Origin of the sequence: Chlorobaculum sp. MV4-Y, from assembly GCF_025244685.1 — a bacterium.
Lineage (GTDB): Bacteria > Bacteroidota > Chlorobiia > Chlorobiales > Chlorobiaceae > Chlorobaculum.
The window spans coordinates 502157-525800 of sequence record NZ_CP104202.1 but is presented as its reverse complement, the minus strand read 5'-3'; the positions used below and the strand labels follow the sequence as shown (position 1 = coordinate 525800).

Sequence of the window (23644 nt, the reverse complement as noted above, 5' to 3'; positions counted from 1 at the left end):
AACACGTGAAGCCGCCGGGAGACCTACCGGCGACGCCGGTAACCGGAGAATCTGTTCCTGCGACCCGGCACAGAACGGAATGACGGTGTGTTGTAACGACGTGCCAAATGGGAACCGCCAGGCAGAGCGGGGTTGACAAGCCTGGCGATAATCCTCGCCTCGCTTTCACGAATATCCACATCGGACGGACCGGCATCGGAAAGCAGCTTGACAATCAGAGGGGCGCATTCAAAAGCAATAATCAGCAGCGTGATGAACGTTACCGCATGGGCCGATGAACGGCTGACGTCGTCGGTCGAGTGGGTCAGCGCGCCAAGAGCCCAGTTCCGGTCTGCGAAACCGGCTTCCGATGCTTTCTGATCGAGCATTGCGTCCGAAAGCATGAGATTGCTGTTTATTCCCTCGACCCCTTTCTGACGGTTCACAAACTCCTCGAGCGATGCCAGCTCCCTGGCCAGATAGTCAAGCCGGGCCTGCTTGGCCTGTACGACCGCCTCCTTGTTTTTCGCATAACTGCCATATCCGACAACGCCCGAAGTCGTGGAGGTCTTGTCGCCAAACACTTCGGCCTTGAGCTCTTCACGTAAACGGCCCGTATCCTTGTCGAGTTCGTCATACTCACTCCGGTATCTTGAGATCATGGAAAGTTCAAGCGCATATTTTGTCTTGAACGACTCCTGCAACCTCTTAATCTGCGCCTGCTGATCGGCCAGATAACGCTCCCTGAGCTTCTCGCGTATCTCCTTGTCGAATATTTTGAGTTCAAGCGGACGGGCAATCACAATGGCAATAAGCACGGCAAGCACCAGCCGGGGTGAAGCCTGATAGAACTGCGTCACCCCTTTCGAGGTTTTCTTTATGCTTGAAACGATGTAACGATCGAGATTGAAAATAGCCAGACCCCAGAATATCCCGAACAGTATCGATGCAAACCAGTCGAAAGGGGCTCCTGCGAAAACGAAGTAGAGAGCATATCCGCCGGAAAGAGCGGCAAACAGGGCGGTAAAAAAGATCGTCGCACCTATGCCGAGGTATTTGGCGTGTTCGGTTGGGTATTTTTCTATGATCTCGACCGGCGTACCGGCACAGATCCAGAAAAAGCGCTGCAAGCGTCCATCACTCATGATATTATCTCCATAAATACCATTTCCGTACCGCCCGAAACACCGTGATAAAGCGCAATTTAAAACCCGTCATCAAAACATTCAATTCACCTCGACACCTTTCCTGAGCTTTTTCAAATTGGAACGAAAGGTTCTGTATTTACCCGTTTTGTTCTATCTTTCAGTCCATATCGCTGCATAGACACCCATCCACCACCAATTTACAGAAAACATGCGTATAGGAATCGGCATAGACGTTCACCAGTTTGCCGAAGGGCGAAAACTCATCATCGGCGGGGTTAATGTGCCCTCCCCGGTCGGCCTCCACGGCCACAGTGACGCCGACGTGCTCCTGCACGCCATCAGCGACGCCCTGCTCGGCGCGGCGGCGCTCGGCGACATCGGCAAGCACTTCCCCGACACCAGTCCCGACTACAAGGATGCAGACAGCATGGAGCTGCTGAAGCATGTCTGCAAGCTGCTTGAACAGGAGGGCTACAAGCCGGTCAACGTCGACACCATGCTGCTGCTCGAAAAGCCCAAAATCGCCCCCTACATTGAAGATATGCGCCGCAACATCGCCAGCTGCCTCGGCCTGGAGATGAACGCCATATCGGTCAAAGCAACCACCAACGAAAAACTCGGCTATGTAGGTCGCCAGGAAGGCGCCTGCGCCCACGCGGTGTGCTTGATTGAAAATACCTGAATGAGTGCATGTTTTCCGCGTCGTGAATGGCTTGATGACAAGACTGACGGAGCACGGCAAGCGAGACACACAACAGCGGAAAACATGCGGTTAACCCACCTCGCCGCGCAGAACGCGAACCGGCAGGTAACTCGTGGCTCTGCGGGCTGGCCCTACCGATGAGATCACGGCAATCAGAATGCCAAAACCGATCACGATGAGATGTGCGTCAGGTGTTTCAGCGACAAGAAGCCGATCGCTGCTGATAACACCTGCGCTGCTCGGAGCGAAGCGTATCCTGCTGATGAGATCGCAAATGAGATGCCCCACCGGACTGCCCGCCAGCGCCCCTATGGTGCCAATGATCAGGCCTTCGAGCATAAAGATGCGCGTAATGCTTCCCCGCTGAACGCCCATCGAGCGCAGAATGGCGATATCCTTCACCTTCTGAAGCACCACCGTGGTCATAACCGACGACACGCCAAGCCCGGCCACCACGAACACGAAGCTCACCAGCACCAGCGTGATCGTGCCGTTGCGATTGTAAAAATCGATCACATTCTTGTTGCTTTCGCTCCAGCTCTTGGTTTCGTATCCGGTCAGCTTCTCGATCCTCGCCGCGAGTGCGTCGGCCTCGGCGATGTTGGCGATCCGCAGCCCGATGCCGGTGACGGTATTCGAGGCCAGCGACTCCATCCGCTGCGCCAGCGCCAGATTGACGTAGGCCTCCTTGTCATCCTTGGTGTTAAACCCGCTCCTGAACCGCCCCACGACCATCACCGGATATTCATGTCCCTCCTTGTCCACCAGCATGATCGTATCGCGGTATTTCACTTTCAGCTTCTCGGCCAGCATCGAGCCAAGGATGATGCCATTCGGCGTCCACGCCAGCTCGGAGAGCGCCTCGGAGTCGAGCAGGTTCTTTTTCAGCCCGGCGATCCCGCCTTCGAGCGACGGCACCACCCCTTTGGCGAAGCAGGGCGTGAAGCGGTTCTTGTTGCGCGCAAGCAGCTTGCTGGTGACGTAGGGCGAAATATCGACGATCTGCTTTATCGGACTGATAGTCGCAATCACCTGATTATAGTTCTTGATGACTACCTTGCGATCGGTGGTGACGTTTTTGCGGACGAAGGCGATTCGCCCCTCCATAATACCGACGAGATTGTCGGGCACCTCCGGCACCACCCTGTCTGCGCCGATGGTGATGTGCGGGGCAACATCGATGAGCTTCAGGAAAACATTCAGCGACGAACCCCGCGCCACGGCGATGGTGGTAATCATCATCGCCGAACCGACCGCCACGCCAAGCACCGTCAGGGAGGTCTGGCGCTTTCTCTCCCGCAGGTGCACCCAGGCAAAGCGAAGATGGTCAATGAAGGTCATATTCCGATGGATTCAGGGGATTTCAATGCACCGTATTTCATCATGCAGCAATGAAATATCAGTCAAATACTCTATCTTGATTTCATACCGTACACCATGCAACAATGGTGTAATAAATCAAATTAAGCTGTCAAAAACTAACTTGAGGAACGAGGAGGGAGCAGCGTGAAAAAAATCGGAATTCTTACCAGCGGAGGCGACTGCGGCGGCCTGAACGCCGTCATCAAGGGCGCCGCGCTCATGGCCCTGAACAAAGGGCTTGAACTTTATGTAATCCCCAACGGCTACGCCGGACTGTACAACCTCCTGAACCAGGACAGGCTGGTGAGGTTCGACGAGGCCCGTCTCGACCAGTTCGAGGCAAGTTTCGCCGGTTCGGAAGCTGGCCATTCGCGGGTGAAAATCAAGGCGATCAGCAATCCCGACAAATACAACCGCATCAAGGTCGGCATGAAAAAGTTCGATCTCGATGCGCTCATCATCAGCGGCGGCGATGACTCCGGCAGCGTGATGATCGACCTGAACCAGAACGGCATCCAGTGCATCCACTGCCCGAAAACGATGGACCTCGATTTGCAGACCTACTCGGTCGGCGGCGACTCGACCATCAACCGCATCGCCCAGTTCGTCGAAGATCTCAAAACCACCGGACGTACCCACAACCGCGTGCTGGTCACCGAGGTGTTCGGGCGCTACGCGGGTCACACGGCCTTCCGCAGCGGCGTGGCTGCCGAGGCCGACTGCATCCTGATTCCGGAAATTCCGGTTGACTGGGATGTGGTCTATGAGCACATCGTCGAGCGCTTCACCCGCCGCATCCGCCAGAGCGACGTGCACAGCGGCACCTACACCATCGTGGTCGCCGAGGGCATGAAGAACGCCGACGGCACGGACATCGTCGATGAGTCGGCGGGCGTCGATGCATTCGGTCACAAAAAGCTGGCCGGGGCGGGCAAGTATGTCTGCCAGGAGATCAAAAAGCGCTTCAAGGCCGACCCCCGAATGCCGCAGTTCATGAAAGATACCGGCATGTTCGTCGAAGGCATCTACGAAATTCCGGAGGTGCGCGAAGTCCATCCAGGCCACCTGGTGCGCGCCGGACACTCCTCGGCCTACGACATCAACTTCGGCTTCGAGGCCGGTGCAGCAGCGGTATTGCTCCTGCTTGACGGCAAAACCGGCGTGACCGTCTCCAAGGTCAAGGGACGCAAGATCGAGTACATCGAGGCATCCAAAGCCATCGAGCAGCGCTATGTCGATCTCGACCAGGTCGCCATGTACGAATCGATCGGCACCTGCTTCGGCAGAACTCCGGTAGCCTACGAGCCGATTCTTCGCGAAGTTGACGGCGTGTACGAAAGGATTTACTAAGCGCAAACGGCCTGAGTGGGCGCTGCGGACGAACAGCGTTCACTCAGGCCATCAAGCCCGTTCCACGCTATCGCCCGCGCTCAAATTAGCTCCTCACCGCTTTCAAAAAATCCAAAACGAACTATCTTAGAAGAAAAATTCTTTACCGTTTTTTTCACTCAATGTCATCTATTCATGTATAACTCGCTTAAAATATGGATGAACGGCGAACTGGTCGGCTGGAGTGACGCCAAAATCCACGTCATGTCCCACGTCGTCCACTATGGTTCGTCAACCTTCGAGGGCATCCGCTGCTACGATACCGCCAAAGGCTCGGCGCTGCTCTTCCTCGACGAACATGTCCGCCGCCTCTGGGATTCGTCCAAAATCTACCGCATAGAGATTCCCTATTCGGAAACCGAGATCAAGGACGCCATTATCTCGACCATCAAGGCCAACAACCACAAAGCCTGCTACGTCCGTCCGCTGGTTTTCCGTGGTCAGGGCGCGCTTGGCGTCAATCCGCACCGCGCCTCCATCGAGGTCGCCATCGCGACCTGGGAGTGGGGCACCTACCTCGGCGAGGATGTGCTTGAAAACGGCGTGGATGTCAAGGTCTCCTCATGGCACCGCCTCGCGCCGAATACCCTGCCCTCGTGGGCCAAAGCAGGCGGCAACTACATGAACTCGCAGCTCATCAAAATGGAGGCGCTGTCGGACGGTTACGCCGAAGGTCTGGCGCTCGACCACAACGGCTACGTTGCCGAGGGCAGCGGCGAAAACATCTTTGTCGTCAGGCACAACATCATCTACACCCCGCTGGCGGCGCAATCGATCCTGCCGGGCTTTACCCGTCACGCCGTGATGCACATCGCCAAGGAGCTTGGCTACGAGGTTCGCGAAACGCTCATTCCGCGCGAGGCGCTTTACATCGCCGACGAAATCTTCCTGACCGGCACGGCTGCCGAGATCACACCGGTCAGAAGCGTTGACAGGATTCCGATCGGCAACGAAAAGCGCGGCCCGCTCACCGAAGCCTTGCAGCACGAGTACCTCAAAATCGTCCATTCCGGAGAAGACCCGTACAACTGGCTGACCTTTATTTGAGCGGAGGGGCATGAGCTGGAATTCGATTGTCGGTCACGAACCACAGCTCCGGGTGCTGAAAACAGCGCTCGGAGCCAACCGTCTGGCTCATGCCTATCTCTTTGCCGGTCCCGAGGGCTCAGGCAAGGAGACCGTGGCGTTTGAACTCGCCAAAATTCTCAACTGCCGGAGTTCCGGCAACCTTTCGGGCGAAGGTTCGTGCAGCGAATGCGAAAGCTGCCGCCAGGCCGACCTGCTCATGCACCCCAACATCGAGTACCTCTTCCCCGTCGAAGCAGCCCTGCTCGAAACCGTCGATCCTTCGAAAAAAGAGAACAAGAAGCTCACCGAAGCACGGGAGCGCTACGAGGCGTTGCTCGACGAAAAGCGGAAAAATCCATTTTTCATGCCTTCCATGGAGCGTTCGATGGGCATCCTGACCGAACAGGTTGTCATGCTTCAGCAGAAAGCTTCACTCGCCCCACGCGATGGCGGCAAGAAGGTGTTCATCATCTCGCAGGCCGAGCGGCTCCACCCGACGGCGGCCAACAAGCTGCTGAAACTGCTCGAAGAGCCACCCGCCCATGTGGTGTTCGTGCTGGTCTCATCGCGCCCCGAAGCGGTGCTGCCCACCATCCGGTCGCGATGCCAGCTTCTGAACTTTGCTCGCCCGAAACCAGTCGAGATCGAAGCCTGGATAGCGAAACGCGCTCCGCAGCTCGACGAAACCGAACGGCGCTTCATCGTCAGTCTCTCGCGCGGGAACCTCTCCAGCGCGCTTGAACTGATCGAAGCCGAAACCGGCGAAGGCGCTGCCCCGGCGGTGGTCGGCATCCGCAACAAGGCCATCGACTACCTCCGCAACATTCTCGTCCCCGCGAAGTTCCACGAAGCCATCGGCACGTGCGAAGAGCTTGCCAAAAGCTCCACGCGCACCGAACAGCTCATCTTCCTCGACGCCCTGCTGCTCTTCTTCCAGGATGTCACCCGCCGAACCATCGACCGCGCATTCCCGGAACTCAACAACCCCGACATCGCCGAAAACACCGACCGATTCGTTAAAGCCTTCCCCAACCGCGACCTCTACCGCGCCTCGACCGTCATCGAAGAGGCCATGCGCTCTATCGAACGCAACGCCAGCGTGCTCTTGGTGATGGCCGGTTTAACGGCGGAGTTAAGGGGGATTTTGCAGGGAAAGAGGTAAGAATGAGGCAAAAAGGACTTCAAGGACAGCAAGGGATAATGGAGCTGAGAGTCAGAAGTATCGTCTTTACGTCTTCCTCCTATCAGACCCACACGTCCCATTCTCTGACAGGCAGCCGCTCGCCCCTGCAAGGCTACTGGCTGCCACTCGTCGTCGCATCGAGCCAAGCAAGATATTCCGGTGATCCACCGATGATCGGCAGCTGGATAATCTCCGGAACATCGTAAGGGTGATATTCCTGAATGTAGCTTTCGAGGGCATCGTATCGCTTCGTCGTGGTTTTGATGAAGAGTGAGACTTCGTTGTCGTCCTGTATCTGACCGTCCCAGAAAAAGAAGCTGTGAATATCGGATAAATGGACACAGGCCGCGAGGTGGTTTTCGAGAATGCCTTGCGCCAGCTTTTCCGCCTCATTCCGGTCGGGAACCGTTGTAATGACCATGCAATAGCCGCTGGATTTCGATTCACTCATACTTCATCACGCAATTAAAGTTCAATCAAATCCTTCGTAAACCGCTGCAACGGCTCTGCACCGTTGGGGCCGAGGGCTACCATGTCTTCGATGCGCACGCCAAAGCGACCCGGAAGGTAGATGCCTGGCTCGACGGTAAAGAGCGTGCCTTCGCGGAGAATGCCGGTTGAGGCGGTGCCGACGCGCGGAGCTTCGTGCACCTCGACGCCGACGCCGTGGCCAAGGCCGTGGCCGAAGGCTTCGCCGTAACCTGCGGCGGCAATGAAGTTGCGCACCTCGGCGTCGAGGTCGCGGGCAGCCATGCCAGCTCTGGCCGCCTCGATGCCAAGCCGCTGTGCCTCCTGCACGATGCGATAAACGTTACGCTGCTCATCGGAAATCTTGCCAAACGCGACCGTGCGGGTCTGGTCTGAGGCGTAGCCATCGACGATGCAGCCCATATCGATGACAATCAACGTGCCCGGTTCAAATGTTACGCTGGTCGGTTTGGCGTGTGGCATGGCGCCGCGCGCCCCTCCAGCCACAATGGGATCGAACGAATCCTTCTCCGCACCGAGCTTGCGGTGGCGATAGGTGATTTCGGCGGCAATGTCGATCTCGGTCACATTGGGGCCGATCATGCCGATCACCTCTTCGAGCACCGTTTCGCTGAGGGCGACAGCGCGACGCATCCGGTCGAACTCCTCGATGTCTTTGATCTCGCGAAACTCGTCGAAAAAGGCCGACACCGGCGCGAATTCCAGATGGCCGAGCTTCTCCGAAAGCTGCTGCTTCTCGTGCCAGGTAATGTGGTCGGCCTGCAACGCCATGCGATCTCCGAGCCTGAACAAACCTGATGCCAGCTCGACCGGAAGCGGGTCTTTAAGAATCACCGTGGCGATGCCGCTCGTCTCCTGACGAACCTGCTCCTGATACCGGAAATCGGTAAAAAGCACGGAGGTTGAGCCTCCGGCGAAGAGCAGTTTGGCGTTGGAACCACTGAAACCGGTCAGCCAGCGGATGGTCGCCAGATCGGTCACCAGAAGAGAGTCCAGCCCGGCACCGGCCATTTTTCTGAATATTTTGGTGCGCAGGCTACTGCGATAGGTATGAAGAAGGTCTTGCGACATGAATCGGAAAGCAGAGTGAAAAAATCGCGTCAGCCGCCCCGAAACGTTCATTCGCTTTTTGCAAAAGAGCTTTTGTTGCTAAAAGGGCCGGCAGTTAGTATAATGTAAGCGAATAATTTCTTCATTTCGACCCCGCTTTGCATCATTACTATGCGTCAACAGGAGATTCTTCAGAAGCTGCTGGAGGGCAACGACCTTTCCCGGCAGGAGATGGAAACTTGCATGAATTCGATCATGGAGAACCTGTTCTCCGAAGCCGGGACCGGAGCGATCCTGGCGCTGTTGCAGAAAAAGGGGGTTACCCCCGCCGAGGCGATCGGGGCGTGTGAAAGCATCGTCTCGAAGGCCACGCAGGTCACGCTTGACCAGCAGGCTGTCGATACCTGCGGCACAGGCGGCGATCATACGGGCACCTTCAATATCTCGACCGCCGCAGCCTTTATCGCCTGCGGCGCGGGTATTCCTATTGCCAAGCACGGCAACCGCTCGATCACCAGCAAGTGCGGCAGTGCCGACGTGCTCGAAGCACTCGGCTACCAGGTCGATCTGCCGCCCTGCGCCACCGAGGAGCTGTTCCGCGAAACCGGCTTCGCCTTCCTCTTCGCCCCGCTTTACCATCCTTCAATGAAGGCCGTGGCCAGCGTCCGCAAGGAGCTTGGCATCAGGACGATCTTCAACATGCTCGGCCCGATCATCAATCCGGCAAGGGTGCGGCGTCAGCTCATCGGGGTGTTCGATCCTGCGGTGATGGATATTTACGCCGAGGTGCTCTTGCTCAACGGTTGCGACCACGCCATGCTCGTCCACGGCAGCACAGGCAACGGCGGTGGCTTCGACGAACCGAGCGTTTGCGGGCCGACCTCGATGATCGAGCTGCACCAGGGACAGCTCATCCGCCACACCGTCGAGCCGGAAGATTTCGGTCTTGGCAGGTGGGATATCGGCGACCTCGCCGGCGGGGACAGTCACACCAACGCGCAGATCATCCGGGATATTCTCGACGGCTCGGCGCCGCAGGCCAAAATCGACGCCGCACTGTTCGCCTCGGCCATAACCTGCTACGTCTCGGGCAAAGCCTCCTGCATCGACGAGGGTATGAGCATGTCCAAAGGGAGCCTCGAAACCTGCGAAGCGCTGGACAAAATGAACCTGATCATCGAAACGAACCAGCGGCTCGCGCAGAAATGCGATCCGGCAACAAACTGACGAGTTACAATGTTTGCCGGAAAACATGTATTATATTTGCTCTCTGTTTCCAGCCGAAGCAAGAATCTGTAAATCATGAACGGAAGCGATACGCTCAATCCTGAACTGCAATTGAACATCGACGAAAAACTGCATCAGTCGGGTATCAGCCAGTCCAGGCAGAAAATCATCCAGCAGGCCCTTGAAAATGTCAACCGGCCAGGATTCCGTATCGAGCCCTCCGCGATTCTTCCGCTCATGAAGCCTGTCACCTGGTTTCCGCCGATGTGGGCTTTCGCCTGCGGCGTGGTCTCCACGGGCGAAAGCGTCACGGACAACATCTCGATCCTGGTCAGAGGCGTCATCCTCGCCGGGCCGCTGATGTGCGCCATGTCGCAGACCATGAATGACTATTTCGACCGCGAGGTCGATGCCATCAACGAACCAGAGCGCCCGATTCCGTCCGGTAAAATCTCCAAACAGGCAAGCTGGCTCATCACCTTCGGGCTGATTCTTACCGGTTTTGCCGTCGCCCTGTCGATTCATCCCTACGTGATGGCTATCGCCTTTGTGGGTGTTCTGATGTCACACGCCTACTCCGGCCCGCCGATCCGGGCGAAGCGCAACGGCTGGTACGGCAACCTGATTGTCGGTCTGGCTTACGAAGGCGTCGCCTGGCTGACCGGCAGCTTTGCGATCACGCAGGGTGTACCGTCGAAAGAGTCCATCGCCCTTGCCATCGTCTTCTCGCTTGGCGCGCACGGCATCATGACGCTTAACGATTTCAAATCGGTGGTAGGTGACAAAATCCGCAAGGTTGCATCGATTCCGGTGCAGCTTGGAGAAAAGAATGCGGCTATCCTCGCCTCGGCAGTCATGGACATCGCGCAGATCGCGGCCATCGTCATCCTTGTCGCCAAAGGCTCCACGATACCGACCGCCATCGCAGTGACGTTGCTGATCGCCCAGCTCCCGATGCAGAAAATTCTCATCGACCACCCTGCCGAAAAAGCTGTCTGGTACAACGCCTTCGGCACCTTGCTCTACGTGCTCTCGATGATGGTCTGTGCGGTCGGCATAAGGCCATAACCTGTAAGCTCTGGCTATTGAGTCAGATCGACCTGATCGACCTGATCTGACTGGCCTGTCCGATTCTTTACCCCGCGGCATGAAAAGCGTTTCGTTTTCTCCTCATTATTGCTTATACTCGGTATCATTTTTTAACGCCAATCGATCCTATCATGTCCAAAGTTTGCGTGCTGACCGGAAAAAGGCCGAAATACGGCAATAACGTTTCCCATGCCAATAACCACACCCGCACCCGTTTCGAACCGAACCTGCATACCAAGAGAATCTGGATCGAGGAAGAGAAGCGCTGGGTCAAGGTTCGCCTGACCGCCAAGGCAATGAAGATCATGTCCAAAACCGGCACTGCCGAGTTGGCCAAGCTTCTGAAGTAAGCGTCGCCTTCGGCGAAAATCCCAAATTGAGAAGGCTCATCAGCAGGTGAGCCTTTTTTATTATCAGATGGAAAAAACCATTACACTCTATACCGACGGTGCGTGCAGTGGCAATCCGGGCAAGGGCGGCTGGGGCGCACTGCTCATGTACGGAACCAGCCGGAAGGAGATTTCGGGATACGAGCCGGCCACGACCAACAACCGCATGGAGCTGATGGCGGCCATCAAGGGACTCGAAGCGCTCAAAGAACCTTGCCGTGTTGATCTTTACAGCGATTCAGCCTATCTCGTCAACGCCATGAACGAGGGTTGGCTGAAACGCTGGGTAAAAAACGGCTGGAAAACCGCGGCGAAGAAGCCGGTGGAGAACATCGACCTCTGGCAGGAAATCCTGAAGTTGACTACATTACACCGCGTCTCCTTTCACAAAGTCAAAGGCCACAGCGACAACCCGCACAACAACCGGTGCGACGAGTTGGCCCGGCTCGCCATCAAGGAAAACTCCTAACTTTTTCTGCCTTATGAGCAGCAACGAGTCAATGCCTGCGGCGCCTGAATTGCAGGCCCCCAAAAAGAAAGGCCCGAAAGTCATCGCCACCCTTTTTGTCATGGGGCTGATCGTCGTTCTGACAGGCTACCTCTGGATCAACTGGAAAAAACCTCGCATCGAGCCCGAGCCGCTCTCCCCGGAGCTGACGACGATCATCCAGAACATGCCGGGTACCTCGGACGCCATGATCTACGTGGGCCTGAAAGATATTCGCGAGAGTAAATTCTGGAAAGAGGCCGTACCCGATTCGGTCAAGAACAGCCCGCTCATCAGCCTCGGCAAACGAACTGACAGCCTGATGAAGGCTGGCGGCATCGATCTCAACAACGATCTCGACACCCTGCTTGTCAGCTTCCAGCGATCGGGCCGGAAGCAGCAAAACTACATTGGCCTTGCCTTTGGCCCGATTGCCCGAAAAACACAGGCGAACCTCCTTGATGCCACAAGCATTCAGAAAGCAGTGGTCGCCGGACACCGGGCATACATGCTTGACAGCGCGCTCTGGGTCAGCCCGATGGGCGAAAACCGGCTCGCCATCGCCAGCAGTACCGATAATCTGGAAAAATTCTTCAGGCCATCTGGCCATCTTTTTGAGCGCGATTCGACCACTGCCTCGCTCATCAGCAAAACACCCTACAAATCACACGCCTGGTTCGCCCTCGCGTCTCCACAGTGGACGGCGGGCGCTCTGCAAAGCCTCACCTCGAAGAACAGCGAGGTCAAATCGGTCGGCAATCTGAACCGCCTGCAGCAGATTTCGATGTCGGTGAAGTTCGACGACAGCGGCCTCAAGGGACAGTCCGAGTGGGTATACAAGGATCGTCAGGCGGCGTTCTTCGCCTCAACCTTCCTGTGGGGGGCAATCGAGCTGTCGAGCATCTCCGGATCGAGAACCTCGGAGTCGGCCAAGGAGCTGCTCAAGCACCTCAAGGTAAGCCAGAACCTCGAATCGGTCATCGTCACGGCTGACCTGCCGGAGACCATCTTCAAGAAAAGCGGCAAAAAGGAGTGAGCGCGTTACCGGTGATCTGACGGATCGCCGGTTTGCCGGAATCGCAGGAATCCGTCCTGCAGAACTACCTCGACGCCTGCACCAGCCGAAACGCTCCGGCCCGCCTGATTGTCGAGCAGCCCCGCAATTCTGTTCAAGACATTGCTGCTCACCGAAAGCCTCTGTAACTTCAAGGCCCGCTTCAGAATCTCTTTTCGCTCGAACATCGAGAGTTGCCGCATCGTGCCGGCATGCAGCTTGCCGCCCGCGAGGTCGAGGCCCGGATGCGCTTCGAGCAGGCGCGAGATGTGGAGATTGATGAACTCTTCGAGTTCGCCTGCATGTTCTGAAATGCGTTGCAGCGACGGCATGAGCTTGTGCGCAAAACGCTCCTCGATCACCGGGATCACGCGGTTGCGGATAAAATTACGGTCGCACTCGATCCCTTCGTTGGTGTGATCGTCTCTCCAGGCAACCCGTTTTTCTTCGAGATACACCACGATCTCCCGTCGGGTGAAGGACAGAAGAGGCCTGATGATTGCGCCGTGCCGTACCCGAATTCCCCGCAGCCCTTCAATCGACGTGCCGCGAAAGAGGTTGAAAAGCAGGGTCTCTGCATTGTCGCCACTGTGATGCCCGGTGGCAATTCGGGTGTACCCGGCTTCACGGCAAAGCTCGTCAAAAAAGTCGTAGCGCAGCAAGCGGGCGGTCTCCTCGATTGACTTTTTCCACGATAAGGCAACAGCGTTCGTATCGAATCGCCGCAAATGACACCCCAACCGAAGCGCTTGGCACACCTCCCGAACGAAGGCCTCGTCGCAGTCGCTCTCCTTGCCTCTCAGCATGAAATTGCAGTGCGCCACGCCAAGACGAAGATGCAACACCGGTGCGACCGCCGCGAACAGATACAGCAATGCCATCGAGTCCGGCCCGCCGGAGACCGCCAGCAGCACCGCCTCACCGTTCGCGACAAGCGTCTGGCGATGAATGTTTTCAAGAAATTTCTTCTCGGTCTTGTTCACTGAATCGTTAGTCAATTTAGTCGCTGTGGAACTGGCGTCCGTTGCGATACTGCCGGCCTGCGATAAACATAATAATATCTCCACCTGGCCGCTTTTGCAATCCGCCGGAAGAACTCCGAAGGGATCACCGTGATGGTAAATAAGACAAATTTGGCTATCATGAAGCCTCAAATAAGGATTATCAGCTCATGCGCATCGCACCATACGGAACCGGCAGCGTCGTCAAAACCGCCATTTTCTGCATCATCGTCATCATCTTCGGCATCTTCCTGCCGCAGCCTGGAAACGCAATTCTTTCAGCCACCGCGCTCCTGTTCCTCCTCTTCACGCTCTATTTCTATCGCGACCCCGAACGTGAAATCCCTGACGGAAAAGGTCTGATCGTCGCGCCCGCCGACGGCAAAATCGTGCTGAAACAAACGGTCGATCATCCGACCACCGGACCGGGATCAACCCTCATCAGCATCTTCATGTCCCCTTTCAACGTCCACGTGAACCGGATTCCCGTCGATGGCCGGGTGCGCGATCTGCGCTACCGTGAAGGTAATTTTCTGATGGCGTTCGACCATCGCAGCATGTCGGACAACGAGCGCATGGAGATCACGCTCGACACTGCCGCCGGATTCATCTGGTTCTCGCAGGTTTCGGGCTTCGTTGCCCGCAGGATCGTCTGCGATCTTGAAGCTGGTCAAGAGGTGGCCTCCGGCGAGCGGTTCGGCATGATCAAGCTCGGATCGAGAGTGGACATTATCCTTCCCGCTTCGATACAGGTTACGGCAACCGAGGGCATGACAACCACCGCAGGCGAAACGGTTTTGGGCCAGACCGGAGGTTTTTGATCGAAAACTTTTTGGTTTCAAGACCTTCTTTGTTAAGTTTTCATTGCAATAACACGCAGTCCACCAGCGCCATGAAACAGTAATCGCTCAATTGCAGCGCAATCGTTTCAAGACGCATCTATTTGTACACTTTCCGGAGATATATCCATGTTCGGTTTAGGCGGCCAGGAACTCGTTCTCATTTTGCTCATTGTCCTTCTCCTGTTCGGCGCTCAGAAGCTGCCCGAACTTGCCAAAGGGCTTGGCAAGGGCATCAAGGAGTTCAAAAAAGCTCAGAATGAAATAGAGGAAGAGTTTAACAAAGCGACAGACGATTCTTCCAGCAAAGAGAAAAAGGAGACCAAGGCCTGAGGCCTTCTCCTGTTCACCTGTGCCCGAGTCAATCCTGCGTTGTCAACGCGATGAATCAGCATTGACAGCAGGCAGGAACAGATTGATCCAGTGAAAACGAAAAGCCCTTCAAGGGCTTTTCGTGAATCAGGTACTTCCGGATATGGCCCCAAAAACGGCCATGACGAGCGTATTGAAATGAATGCCGTTTGATCCGTTCTGCAAAAACCAAGCGGCGACCCGACTGATTTCGTCAAGCTCTACAGCCCAAACACGACGCCCGTTGATCTGAGCGGATAACCACATTCTACACTTACCTGTAAGACTTACCCGAGACTCGCACTGAAGTGCTGGCACGGTAACAGCATGCCGCATTTTTCAAACACGCTTTTTTAGCGTTATCTTTGAAGCTGTCAGCCCGCCGAACCCACATAACGCTCCGTCTCATGCTCAAAAGCCTCTACGTCAGAGATTTCGCGCTTATCGACGAACTTTCGGTCAGTTTCGCGCCGGGCCTGACCATCATCACCGGCGAGACCGGCGCGGGCAAGTCGATTCTGATGGGTGCGCTGAACATGGTGCTCGGCGAACGGGCGAGCGCGGAGGTGGTGAGAGCCGGAGCGCGTAAGGCGGTGATCGAGGCGATTTTCAGCGGCGAGCACTACGAGAACATCGGCGAAATGCTTGACGAGGAACAGATCGAGCGCACGCCGGAGCTGATTCTGCGGCGCGACATCTCCGCGACGGGCCAGTCGCGCTGCTTCATCAACGACACTCCCTGCACGGTTTCGCTGCTCAAACGTGCCGGACAGCAGCTCGTCGATCTGCACGGCCAGCACGACCACCAGCTTCTGTTGCACGCCGAAACGCACGCCGGAATGCTCGACGGCTTCGGCCTCCTGCACGCCGAGACCGCGCAGTACCGCAACACCCTCGAAGAGTACCGCAAGCTGCGCCGCGAGCTGCAAAGCCTCACCGAACGCGCCGTTGCGCTCCGCGAGAAGCGCGACTTCATCGACTACCAGTATCGGGAACTCGACGCGGCGGCGCTCGTCGCTGGCGAGGAGCGCTCAATCGACGAGGAGATCAACCTGCTCGAAAACGCTGAAACGCTCTACAGTCTCGGCACGGAGTTGGGTGAGCATCTCTACGAATCGGAAAGCTCGGCCTACACGGCACTCTCTTCGGCGGTGCATCTGCTCGAAAAGCTCAGCGCAATCGACAAGAGTTTCGAGCCGTGGCTTGAAGAGCTGCGCGGCGCGACGGCCACAGTCGAGGAGCTGAACCGCTTCGCCGGAAGCTACACGGGCGGCATCGAATTCAACAGCGACCGCCTCGAAGAGTTGCGCGAGCGGCAGATGCTCTTGCAACGTCTTGCCAAAAAGCACGGCAAAAGCATCGACGAACTAATCGCCCTGCACGACCAGCTCGCCGAAGAGCTGTCGCTGGAGGAGAATCTGGCGGGCGAACTCGCGGCCATCGAAGCCGACATCCGCAGCGCGCGCACGGCCCTCTCCGCCTCGGCCAGCTCCCTCTCGGAACATCGCCGTGAAGCCGCCGGGCGGCTCGAAGAGGAGATCATAGCGGGCCTCTCGACGCTCGGCATTCCGCACAGCGCGTTCGAGGTGCGCTTCACCCGCGAAGCCGCGCCGGACGGCGATATCGAGATTGACGGCACTCGCTACAAGGCGTTCGACAACGGCTGCGACCGCGTCGAGTTCATGATCTCCACCAACCTCGGCGAGTCGCCCAAACCGCTGGCGAAGGTGGCCTCCGGTGGCGAAATCTCGCGCGTCATGCTCGCCATGAAAAGCGCTCTGGCCCGCTCGGCGGAGCTGCCGATCCTCGTTTTCGACGAAATCGACACCGGCATCAGCGGCAAGGTGGCCCAATCGGTCGGCTTCAGCCTCAAGCGCCTCTCGCGGATGCACCAGATCATGGCCATCACCCACCTCCCGCAAATCGCCGCGATGGGCGACCTGCACCTCGCGGTCGTCAAGCGCATCGAAGCCGACCGCACCCTCACCGGCGTCACCCCGCTCAATGAGGACGAACACGTGCGCGAAGTAGCCCGCCTCTTCAGCGGAGCCGACATCACCGAAACCTCCCTCCAACTCGCCGAAGAGCTGATCGAAGCAGGAAGGTCGGCTTAGCAAAAACTATCCGATACACACTCTCTCTCGAAATCGGATTCCCCGACTCAAACCGTTAAGGCCTTCCGGCCAGCCAGCAACCATGTAGCGATGTGAATTCGGTTTATCGCGGTTGAGAAAAAGATCGAGCATCCCTGGAAAAAATCATAAAAAAGGCGGCACAAGCACCGCCTTTTTGCTTTTCGAAATGATGCAAATCTTTTACTCTTTGGATTCCCCCATCGAGGCGGCTTTCTCCATCTCTTCGGCTGCCTTGAACTCCTGAACAGTGTAGCCAGCCGGAATTTCGAATTTTGACGCCGGAACGGTAACGTTTTCCTCGATGCTTGCAGCTTTCATAGAAATACTGCCCATTTCGCTTTTCAGTACGATATTCTTGTACATCACGCCATAGGCACGCGCATTGGGCTGCTTCTTGTTCATGGCAACCGAGTAGTTCTTGCCGGTTACTCCCGCAATCGTTTCCGTACCCTCTTCGCGATAATCCATGTTTTTCTTCAGCTCATTGACATCCAGGGATTTAGCCATCGTCTGCGCCATCTCCCGAAGCTCCCGGAGGTCGCTTTTGGTCGCCACCTTGCTGGCTTCATCCTTGCCGTTAACGGTCTTCTTTATTTCATAAAAAATGCCGGTTTGACCGTCCGTGACCTGCATAGTATGCTCATACGTCTTGATTCCCATAACGCTCGATTCCGTAATCCTTTCCACAGCCTCTTTTCTGCCATAATCGTCAAAATAGAGCGTTTCGGTGGGCGTTCCCATGCCCATGAGATTCTGCGGCTCATAATGCACGATGCCCGATTTGATCTCGTAACGCTTCGGGAGCGATTTCCCTGAAAGTGAAGAGACCGCGTCAGATAACCGGGTTATCTGATTTTGAACAACCGGTCATCACGGAGAGAAGAGCGACGCCCGGTGCAGCGATCAGGAGGCGCATCGAGTTTGGGGCGCGTTTCAGCGCGGCGCTTCTTCGTACACCGAGACGATCAGCGAGCGCTTTTCAACCAGCTTGGGCGCTCTCGCTATCGAGCCGAGGGGTTCGATGCCCATCGATGACAGGCGTCCGGTGAGTTCGCCGAGAACTTCGTCCTTGTGCAGCCGCCACGTCGAGGCGAAGCAGCGCCAGAAGGTCCAGCCCGCGCGTTCCAGCACCCGCTGACGCGCCAGGTCTTGCGGCCAGCGGTCGGGGCCGTGGAACTCGTCGCCATCGCACTCGATGGCCAAGCGCACGTCGCCCGCGCCTTCGACAACCATGTCGATGCGGTATGCGCCCGTTTTCACCTGCGGAATGACGCGATAGCCGCGCTCGACCAGCGCGGAGTACACCTCGCGCTCGAAGCCCGATTCGCAACGGTCGATGAGCATTTCGGCCTCCTCCTTGTCGGCTACAAGCGGCCTGTCGAAATGCTGAAAAAGCGAGATTCGCAAATCCTTGTCGGACAGATGCGACGCCATGACGGAGCGCACCAGGTACATCCGGTCGCGCGCGCGACTTGCGGCGACGTTGAAGCGCTGCTCGAACATGTTGCCGGAGAGCGCCTTGCAATTACCGGGATCGACCACCATCGAGAGGAACATGATGTCTCGCTCGCTGCCCTGAAAGGTGCGCGCATCGCCACACTCGAAGCGGCGGTGAAGCAGTTCGGCGGCGTTGCAGCGGTTGCGCACGAGCGCGTCGATATGCTTTGCCTGCTCCATGCCGAGCAGCGACACGACGCCGATGGTGCGCCCGGCGAAGCGCTCGTCCGCGAGCAGCGCCGCGATTTCGTCGGCGATGAAGCTCGCCTCCTCCCGGTTGCAGCCGTCGCGGCCACGCACCCCGTTTTCGACATGGACATCCACCAGCGGCGGCTCGATCCGTTCGCTCCCTTTCGGAATTCGCAGCGGCTGAATCTTCCCTTCGTAAAACATCCGGTTGGAGTAGGCGATGATCGGCGGCACGCACCGGAAATGCTCGCGCAGCGTCACCTGCCGCGCTGCGAAAACCCGCGCCGCCAGGTCGTAGAGCGAACTGCCCGGCGTCATCGCCTCCCGGAATGGCTGCTCCGCGAGGAAGCGATCACGCAACTCCTGCACCCGCTCGGCGGAGACGAACCCGGCGTCGGGCGAAACCTGTTTGTCGTCGCCGACCACCAGAATCGTCTTGCCGCGCAGAATCGCGGGCAGCGCCCAAATGTCCGACTGGCTCGCCTCGTCCACGATGACGAGGTCGAAGGCTCCGATGTCGGCGGGCATCGATTCGGAAACCTTGGCGTGGCTCATGATCCAGCAGGGAATCGCTCCGGCGGCGCTGGTCATGTGGTGCCGCGCGTCCCGGCGGTGGCGCGTGGCATTGGGGCCGGTGCCGCGCCCGATGCGGCGGATCGCCGTGGCGTAGCCTTGCAGCGCTTCGAGCACACGCGGCGATGCGTGGAGCTTCGTTTCCAGCCACGCCGCCAGCGTGACCATCTCCCGGTAGAGCTTCGCAAGACCCTCTTCCAGGTCGCGGCGGCGAGCCGAAAGTTTCACCAGTTCATCGCGCGATTCGATCTGTTCGAGGTGGCGCTTCACTCGCGCCCATCGCCAGGCATCACGCCAGTTGACCGGAAGCGCCGCATCCTCGCCGGTTTGCTGCACTGGCGTAGATCGGATGCGAGCCGCGAACTTCGGCGCTCCCGCCTCCCGGAATCTGGCGGCGGCCTCGTTCACCAGCGCAAGCTCCGGGTTCAGCGCCTCGATGCGCCGAAGCTCGCCGAGAAGCGTCGCATATTCCGCCGCGACCCGCTCTGCCGCGAGCGCTTCGTTGCCGAGCGCGTCATCGACCAGTGCTCTGAGTTTTTCCGATGCGGGGCCGGAGCTTCCCGCCAGTTTTGATTTCAGGGTGGACAACTGCGTCGCCGCCTTGGCCAGATCGGCGCGGCTCAGGTGCACCATCAGATGCTCCCTGACTTTGGCAATCTCATCCGATGTTCCGTGCAGCAGCGCGACCGGCGGCTGGGCGAACACTGCCTCCGCGCGGCGCACCAGCGTGACGTCATGCTGCGTGGCGAGCTGGTGCGCTTTGCGGGCCGTCGAGGCGACCAGCTCGATGCAGCGCAGTTCGCCGACGCCCCCCTCCAGCAGCGGGGCGGAGAGCGCTGGCGCGAACTGGTTCCAGCGCGTCAGGAACGAGATGACGCGCGCATGCAGCTCCATGAAGCTTTTGACCTGTTGCCACTCCTCGGCGCTGGACGGCGGCAAGCCCGCCACTTTCACCTTCGCCACCGCCTCCTTGACCTCGCTTTTGCCGAACGCGATCAGCCCGAACGGCTTTCCGGTCTGTGCGCCGCGCTCTACCGCCTCGCTCACTTTTGGCGAGCCAAGCGCCTCCGGCGGCATTTCGACCGGCCGTTGCAGAAACACCGCGCGAGCCTCCGTCAGCGCCGCGATCTCGTCGAACAGCGCCTCGAGCGCACGGCGTTCGGCCTGAAATGATGGTTGCCGACACCGCTGCCGCAGCTCATGCGCCCAGCTCTCGCCCGACTCGTCGATCTCTCGCAGCGTCGAACGGACAGCATCGAGAGCGCCCAAAAGCTGCCGTGCCTCGTCGAGCACCTCGGGCATCGCCGCCTTCAGGGCAGGCAACGCGCCCTCATCGACCAGCCGCTCGATCTCCTGCATCCGCGCCAGCACGTCGTGCAACTGCGCCACATCGTCCGGTTGGAGCAAACTGTCTGCCGACGGAACATTCGCATCGACATACACGAGATCGCCGCCGAGCTTGCGCCGCGCCTCGCGAAGCCTCCCGGTTTCATCATCCGAAAGCGGCGGCGCGTTTTCGGGCGAAAGCGTGATCTCATCGTCAAACCAGCCATAATCGGCCTGACCATTGACGACCAGTTCGGCAAGCTCCTGGGCGCGCATCGGATGGCCATCGACCTCGACCTCCGAGAGTTGCGCCCCGGCGATTTCGTCGATACGCCGGTCGATGGTGGCGAGTTCCGCGTGCGCCCGGTCGATCCGGCTCGTGCAAAGGTCGATCTCCTGACGAGTGAGTTCGGGATTGAGCTGCGAGACTCGCGCCTGAATCGCGTTGATCGCGCTCTCGAATTGCCGCAGACTCTCGCGGTCGCCGGTGAGCATCGCCACGGTCAGCGGGCGAACCTCTTCGGGAATCTTGCTTTGCAGCACCGCGAGCGCCGGTTCGCCCTTGGAGGTGACCAGCACGCGCCTGCCGGTAGCGAGGTAGTGGCAGATGATGTTGGCGATCGTGTGCGTCTTGCCGGTGCCGGGCGGCCCCTGCACCGCTACGCCCTCGGCCTGTTCGAGCTGCTGGACGATGGTGACCTGCTCCTGATTGTAGGGCAGCGGGAAGAACAGCTCGCGAACCTCGCCGCCGCCGCGATCCGGGCCGTACCCCGACAGCCCCCGAAAGCGGATGTGCCCGAACGGAGCAGGCTCGTCCGAAGGAGTCGTCACCAGCGCGGCGGGGCCGTTCGGGATGTCGCACTCCCCGGCAAGGCGCTCCTTGAGCCGTTGCAGGTCGTCGAGCAGATAGTTGTTCGAGCGGGGCCGCGTGAAGAGCGCCCATGAATCGGTCACCACAAGATGCTCGCCCGGCGGCGGCACGGTTTCGTTTTCTGCCGATACGGGACGATAGACGCCCCCGCTCTCCATGTTGGTGGCGACGAGCTTCAGCAAGTCAGCATAGGAGGCGGGATCGAACGGCGTGACGGGGCGCTCCTGACTCAGCTCGAGCTGCTGACGCGCCGTTCGCTCCACCTCGACGGCAACTCGCCCCATGCAGCTTGCGAACGCATCGCCCTCGTAGCGGGTATCGGTGGCTCGCGGACGCAAACAGAGCGCCATCGTCGATTCGTCGAGACCGACCTCCATCTGCTGCGTCAAGAGCGGATACTCGAAATCGACTTTTGAACCCTTGCCCTGCGACTCCGGCCACGTCAACTGCCAGGTCGCGATGCCAATCCCCCAGACAAGTTCGGTGGGTCTGGTTGTCTCCTCGGCTTCGAGCTGGTGCTTGATGGCAAACAGCGCGCCGTACAGCTCGATAGTTTGACGGCGCGGTTTTTCGCCCGCCGCCCACGCCTTCCAGAGCGCCGAGTATTGAGCAAGCACCTCTTCAAGCGACTCGCGATGCTGCCGCTCCAGCGCCTCGATCTGTTCCGCCGTTTTGTCCTCCGCGGCGGCGAGGAGATGCGCCTTCACCGCTTCGTCGTCGATGGATGGCTTTGCACCAGCGGGATCGTCGCCGATGCGGATGAAGTTCCTGTTTTTCCCGTCGAGCACAGGCGGCATGTGCGCTTCAAGCCGATGGACGCGCAGCCAGAAATGATCACCCTCAACGCTGATGTCGAATTCAACGCCCGGCAATCCGACGAAATCAGCGCGATGCCGGAGAAACTCCCGAGTATTCGACAGCCTAAAAGCGCGCGGATTGATGTCCTTCGCCTGCTCCTCGATATAGTCAAGCAGCCGCGTCAGCAGATCGCGCGGGTTTGCATCCATCATGTTTTTCTCTGCGTAGTTCGAAGCGGTTATTCAAGCAATTTAAAAAATTCAGTTCCCCTTATAGATGGCTTGCAATCAAGCAGATAGCGGGCAGAATCGACGTCGATGATTGGTTCGCGACGCTCTTTTTCTCCGCGATCCTGTTTATCTGGAAAACTCACTTCCACAGAATCCACTCCGTCGCTTGATTTACGATTTTTTATAAATCCCTCTCATTGGCTACATTCATTACAACACGAAGGCTGAAAGCGTCATAATCTACGGATCAGATCTGCTTTGCATGATTATCAGCCTTTTACCAACAGAATTTGAATCAAGCAGTTCTCATGTCCAATCGCCTTATTTCAGGTTCAGCCGTAGCGCTTGTCACGCCGTTCCAAGAGGACGGATCGATCGATTTCGAAGCCATGCGGCGGCTGGTGCGGTTCCATCGCGAGGCCGGAACCGACATCGTGCTTCCCTGCGGCACCACCGGCGAGTCGCCCACCCTCACGAACGAGGAGGAGGCGGAGATCATCCGCGTCGTCTGCGAGGAGGCTGACGAGTCGATGATGGTGGCCGCTGGCGCGGGCAACAATGACACCCGCCACGCGGTCGAGCTGGCGCGCAACGCCGAAAAGGCCGGGGCGCAGGCCATCCTCTCCGTTGCGCCTTATTACAACAAGCCGTCGCAGGAGGGGTACTACCAGCACTTCCGCCGCGTGGCCGAATCGGTCTCAATTCCGGTGATCATCTACAACGTGCCGGGGCGCACCGGCAGCAACGTGAGTGCCGGGACGATTCTGCGGCTGGCGCGGGACATCGACAACGTGCTCGCCGTCAAGGAGGCGTCGGACAACTTCGAGCAGATCATGACGCTCATCGACGAGCGCCCGGAAAACTTTTCGGTGATGACCGGCGAGGACGGGCTGATGCTGCCTTTCATGGCGCTCGGCGGCGACGGCGTGATTTCGGTGGCGGCCAATCAGGTGCCAAAGGTAGTCAAGGGGCTGATCGACGCCATGAAGGCGGGCAACCTCGAAGAGGCCCGCGCCATCAACCGCAGATACCGCAAGCTTTTCCGGCTGAACTTCATCGAGAGCAACCCGGTACCGGTCAAGTACGCGCTCTCGCTGATGGGCATGATCGAGGAGGTCTACCGCCTGCCGCTGGTGCCCATGGCCGAAGCCAACAAGGCAATTTTGCACGACGAGCTGCAAAAGCTTGGACTGATTTGAGAAAGAAGAATAGGTACT

General features: G+C 58.2%; 20 protein-coding genes. 13 read left to right on the top strand and 7 right to left on the bottom strand.

What is annotated here, in order from left to right; translation table 11 throughout:
• Positions 1-23: 23 nt before the first annotated feature.
• Positions 24-1124, bottom strand: coding sequence for a DUF4407 domain-containing protein (locus NY406_RS02490; protein ID WP_260535213.1), 1101 nt, complete (start codon positions 1122-1124; stop codon positions 24-26).
• 211 nt (positions 1125-1335) lie between these two features.
• On the opposite strand from NY406_RS02490, the gene ispF reads away from it, so the two are divergent.
• Entirely contained in the window at positions 1336-1809 is a 474-nt protein-coding gene (gene ispF / locus NY406_RS02485) for a 2-C-methyl-D-erythritol 2,4-cyclodiphosphate synthase (RefSeq protein ID WP_260535211.1), read from the top strand.
• 90 nt (positions 1810-1899) lie between these two features.
• Here the strand turns inward: ispF and NY406_RS02480 are convergent, their stop codons facing one another.
• A complete protein-coding gene (locus NY406_RS02480; protein WP_260535209.1) occupies positions 1900-3171 on the bottom strand; it encodes an ABC transporter permease in 1272 nt (423 codons plus the stop codon).
• Positions 3172-3336: 165 nt separating this feature from the next.
• On the opposite strand from NY406_RS02480, the gene NY406_RS02475 reads away from it, so the two are divergent.
• The 3 genes from NY406_RS02475 to NY406_RS02465 all read left to right on the top strand — a co-directional run bounded on the left by NY406_RS02475 (position 3337) and on the right by NY406_RS02465 (position 6811).
• Positions 3337-4542 carry a 6-phosphofructokinase gene (locus NY406_RS02475; protein WP_260535208.1) on the top strand — a complete coding sequence of 402 codons (1206 nt, stop codon included), beginning with the start codon at positions 3337-3339 and terminating at the stop codon, positions 4540-4542.
• 174 nt (positions 4543-4716) lie between these two features.
• Positions 4717-5628: a branched-chain amino acid transaminase gene (locus NY406_RS02470; RefSeq protein ID WP_260535206.1), complete on the top strand. Its 912-nt coding sequence runs from the start codon at positions 4717-4719 to the stop codon at positions 5626-5628.
• Between the two features lie 10 nt (positions 5629-5638).
• Positions 5639-6811 carry an ATP-binding protein gene (locus tag NY406_RS02465; RefSeq protein ID WP_260535204.1) on the top strand — a complete coding sequence of 391 codons (1173 nt, stop codon included), beginning with the start codon at positions 5639-5641 and terminating at the stop codon, positions 6809-6811.
• 133 nt (positions 6812-6944) lie between these two features.
• Here NY406_RS02465 and cutA read toward each other — a convergent pair whose 3' ends face one another.
• Positions 6945-7283, bottom strand: coding sequence for a divalent-cation tolerance protein CutA (cutA, locus tag NY406_RS02460; RefSeq protein WP_260535202.1), 339 nt, complete (start codon positions 7281-7283; stop codon positions 6945-6947).
• A gap of 14 nt (positions 7284-7297) precedes the next feature.
• A complete protein-coding gene (locus NY406_RS02455) occupies positions 7298-8392 on the bottom strand; it encodes a M24 family metallopeptidase (protein ID WP_260535200.1) in 1095 nt (364 codons plus the stop codon).
• A 150-nt stretch (positions 8393-8542) separates the two neighbouring features.
• Between NY406_RS02455 and trpD the strand changes: the two genes are divergently transcribed.
• From trpD to NY406_RS02430, 5 genes are all read left to right on the top strand, one after another.
• Positions 8543-9598: an anthranilate phosphoribosyltransferase gene (gene trpD / locus NY406_RS02450; protein ID WP_260535198.1), complete on the top strand. Its 1056-nt coding sequence runs from the start codon at positions 8543-8545 to the stop codon at positions 9596-9598.
• Between the two features lie 75 nt (positions 9599-9673).
• Entirely contained in the window at positions 9674-10666 is a 993-nt protein-coding gene (chlG, locus tag NY406_RS02445; protein WP_260535196.1) for a chlorophyll synthase ChlG, read from the top strand.
• Positions 10667-10818: 152 nt separating this feature from the next.
• Positions 10819-11037, top strand: a complete 219-nt coding sequence (gene rpmB, locus NY406_RS02440) for a 50S ribosomal protein L28 (RefSeq protein ID WP_260535194.1) — start codon at positions 10819-10821, stop codon at positions 11035-11037.
• A gap of 67 nt (positions 11038-11104) precedes the next feature.
• A complete protein-coding gene (rnhA, locus tag NY406_RS02435) occupies positions 11105-11545 on the top strand; it encodes a ribonuclease HI (RefSeq protein ID WP_260535192.1) in 441 nt (146 codons plus the stop codon).
• Positions 11546-11558: 13 nt separating this feature from the next.
• Entirely contained in the window at positions 11559-12599 is a 1041-nt protein-coding gene (locus tag NY406_RS02430; protein ID WP_260535190.1) for a hypothetical protein, read from the top strand.
• 5 nt (positions 12600-12604) lie between these two features.
• Here NY406_RS02430 and tilS read toward each other — a convergent pair whose 3' ends face one another.
• Positions 12605-13600, bottom strand: coding sequence for a tRNA lysidine(34) synthetase TilS (gene tilS, locus NY406_RS02425; RefSeq protein ID WP_260535188.1), 996 nt, complete (start codon positions 13598-13600; stop codon positions 12605-12607).
• A 188-nt stretch (positions 13601-13788) separates the two neighbouring features.
• On the opposite strand from tilS, the gene NY406_RS02420 reads away from it, so the two are divergent.
• The 3 genes from NY406_RS02420 to recN all read left to right on the top strand — a co-directional run bounded on the left by NY406_RS02420 (position 13789) and on the right by recN (position 16922).
• Positions 13789-14439 carry a phosphatidylserine decarboxylase gene (locus NY406_RS02420; protein WP_260535186.1) on the top strand — a complete coding sequence of 217 codons (651 nt, stop codon included), beginning with the start codon at positions 13789-13791 and terminating at the stop codon, positions 14437-14439.
• Positions 14440-14586: 147 nt separating this feature from the next.
• Positions 14587-14790 (top strand): twin-arginine translocase TatA/TatE family subunit, encoded by a 204-nt coding sequence (gene tatA / locus NY406_RS02415; RefSeq protein WP_010933280.1) that lies wholly within the window; start codon positions 14587-14589, stop codon positions 14788-14790.
• Positions 14791-15215: 425 nt separating this feature from the next.
• Positions 15216-16922: a DNA repair protein RecN gene (gene recN / locus NY406_RS02410; protein WP_260535184.1), complete on the top strand. Its 1707-nt coding sequence runs from the start codon at positions 15216-15218 to the stop codon at positions 16920-16922.
• Positions 16923-17123: 201 nt separating this feature from the next.
• Here the strand turns inward: recN and NY406_RS02405 are convergent, their stop codons facing one another.
• Positions 17124-17714 (bottom strand): hypothetical protein, encoded by a 591-nt coding sequence (locus NY406_RS02405; protein WP_260535182.1) that lies wholly within the window; start codon positions 17712-17714, stop codon positions 17124-17126.
• Positions 17715-17876: 162 nt separating this feature from the next.
• On the bottom strand, positions 17877-22409 hold the full coding sequence (locus tag NY406_RS02400) for an AAA domain-containing protein (protein WP_260535180.1): 4533 nt from the start codon (positions 22407-22409) through the stop codon (positions 17877-17879).
• Between the two features lie 326 nt (positions 22410-22735).
• Between NY406_RS02400 and dapA the strand changes: the two genes are divergently transcribed.
• Complete coding sequence (dapA, locus tag NY406_RS02395) at positions 22736-23626, top strand: 4-hydroxy-tetrahydrodipicolinate synthase (protein WP_260535178.1); 891 nt, start codon at positions 22736-22738, stop codon at positions 23624-23626.
• Positions 23627-23644 lie beyond the last annotated feature (18 nt).

Coding starts and splice junctions, on each gene's coding strand:
- rnhA (WP_260535192.1), top strand. CDS start 11,105: ATGGAAAAAACCATTACACTCTATACCGACGGTGCGTGCAGTGGCAAT.
- cutA (WP_260535202.1), bottom strand. CDS start 7,283: ATGAGTGAATCGAAATCCAGCGGCTATTGCATGGTCATTACAACGGTT.
- rpmB (WP_260535194.1), top strand. CDS start 10,819: ATGTCCAAAGTTTGCGTGCTGACCGGAAAAAGGCCGAAATACGGCAAT.
- tatA (WP_010933280.1), top strand. CDS start 14,587: ATGTTCGGTTTAGGCGGCCAGGAACTCGTTCTCATTTTGCTCATTGTC.
- NY406_RS02430 (WP_260535190.1), top strand. CDS start 11,559: ATGAGCAGCAACGAGTCAATGCCTGCGGCGCCTGAATTGCAGGCCCCC.
- trpD (WP_260535198.1), top strand. CDS start 8,543: ATGCGTCAACAGGAGATTCTTCAGAAGCTGCTGGAGGGCAACGACCTT.
- NY406_RS02490 (WP_260535213.1), bottom strand. CDS start 1,124: ATGAGTGATGGACGCTTGCAGCGCTTTTTCTGGATCTGTGCCGGTACG.
- NY406_RS02480 (WP_260535209.1), bottom strand. CDS start 3,171: ATGACCTTCATTGACCATCTTCGCTTTGCCTGGGTGCACCTGCGGGAG.
- chlG (WP_260535196.1), top strand. CDS start 9,674: ATGAACGGAAGCGATACGCTCAATCCTGAACTGCAATTGAACATCGAC.
- NY406_RS02465 (WP_260535204.1), top strand. CDS start 5,639: ATGAGCTGGAATTCGATTGTCGGTCACGAACCACAGCTCCGGGTGCTG.
- NY406_RS02455 (WP_260535200.1), bottom strand. CDS start 8,392: ATGTCGCAAGACCTTCTTCATACCTATCGCAGTAGCCTGCGCACCAAA.
- NY406_RS02420 (WP_260535186.1), top strand. CDS start 13,789: ATGCGCATCGCACCATACGGAACCGGCAGCGTCGTCAAAACCGCCATT.
- dapA (WP_260535178.1), top strand. CDS start 22,736: ATGTCCAATCGCCTTATTTCAGGTTCAGCCGTAGCGCTTGTCACGCCG.
- NY406_RS02400 (WP_260535180.1), bottom strand. CDS start 22,409: ATGATGGATGCAAACCCGCGCGATCTGCTGACGCGGCTGCTTGACTAT.
- NY406_RS02470 (WP_260535206.1), top strand. CDS start 4,717: ATGTATAACTCGCTTAAAATATGGATGAACGGCGAACTGGTCGGCTGG.
- ispF (WP_260535211.1), top strand. CDS start 1,336: ATGCGTATAGGAATCGGCATAGACGTTCACCAGTTTGCCGAAGGGCGA.
- recN (WP_260535184.1), top strand. CDS start 15,216: ATGCTCAAAAGCCTCTACGTCAGAGATTTCGCGCTTATCGACGAACTT.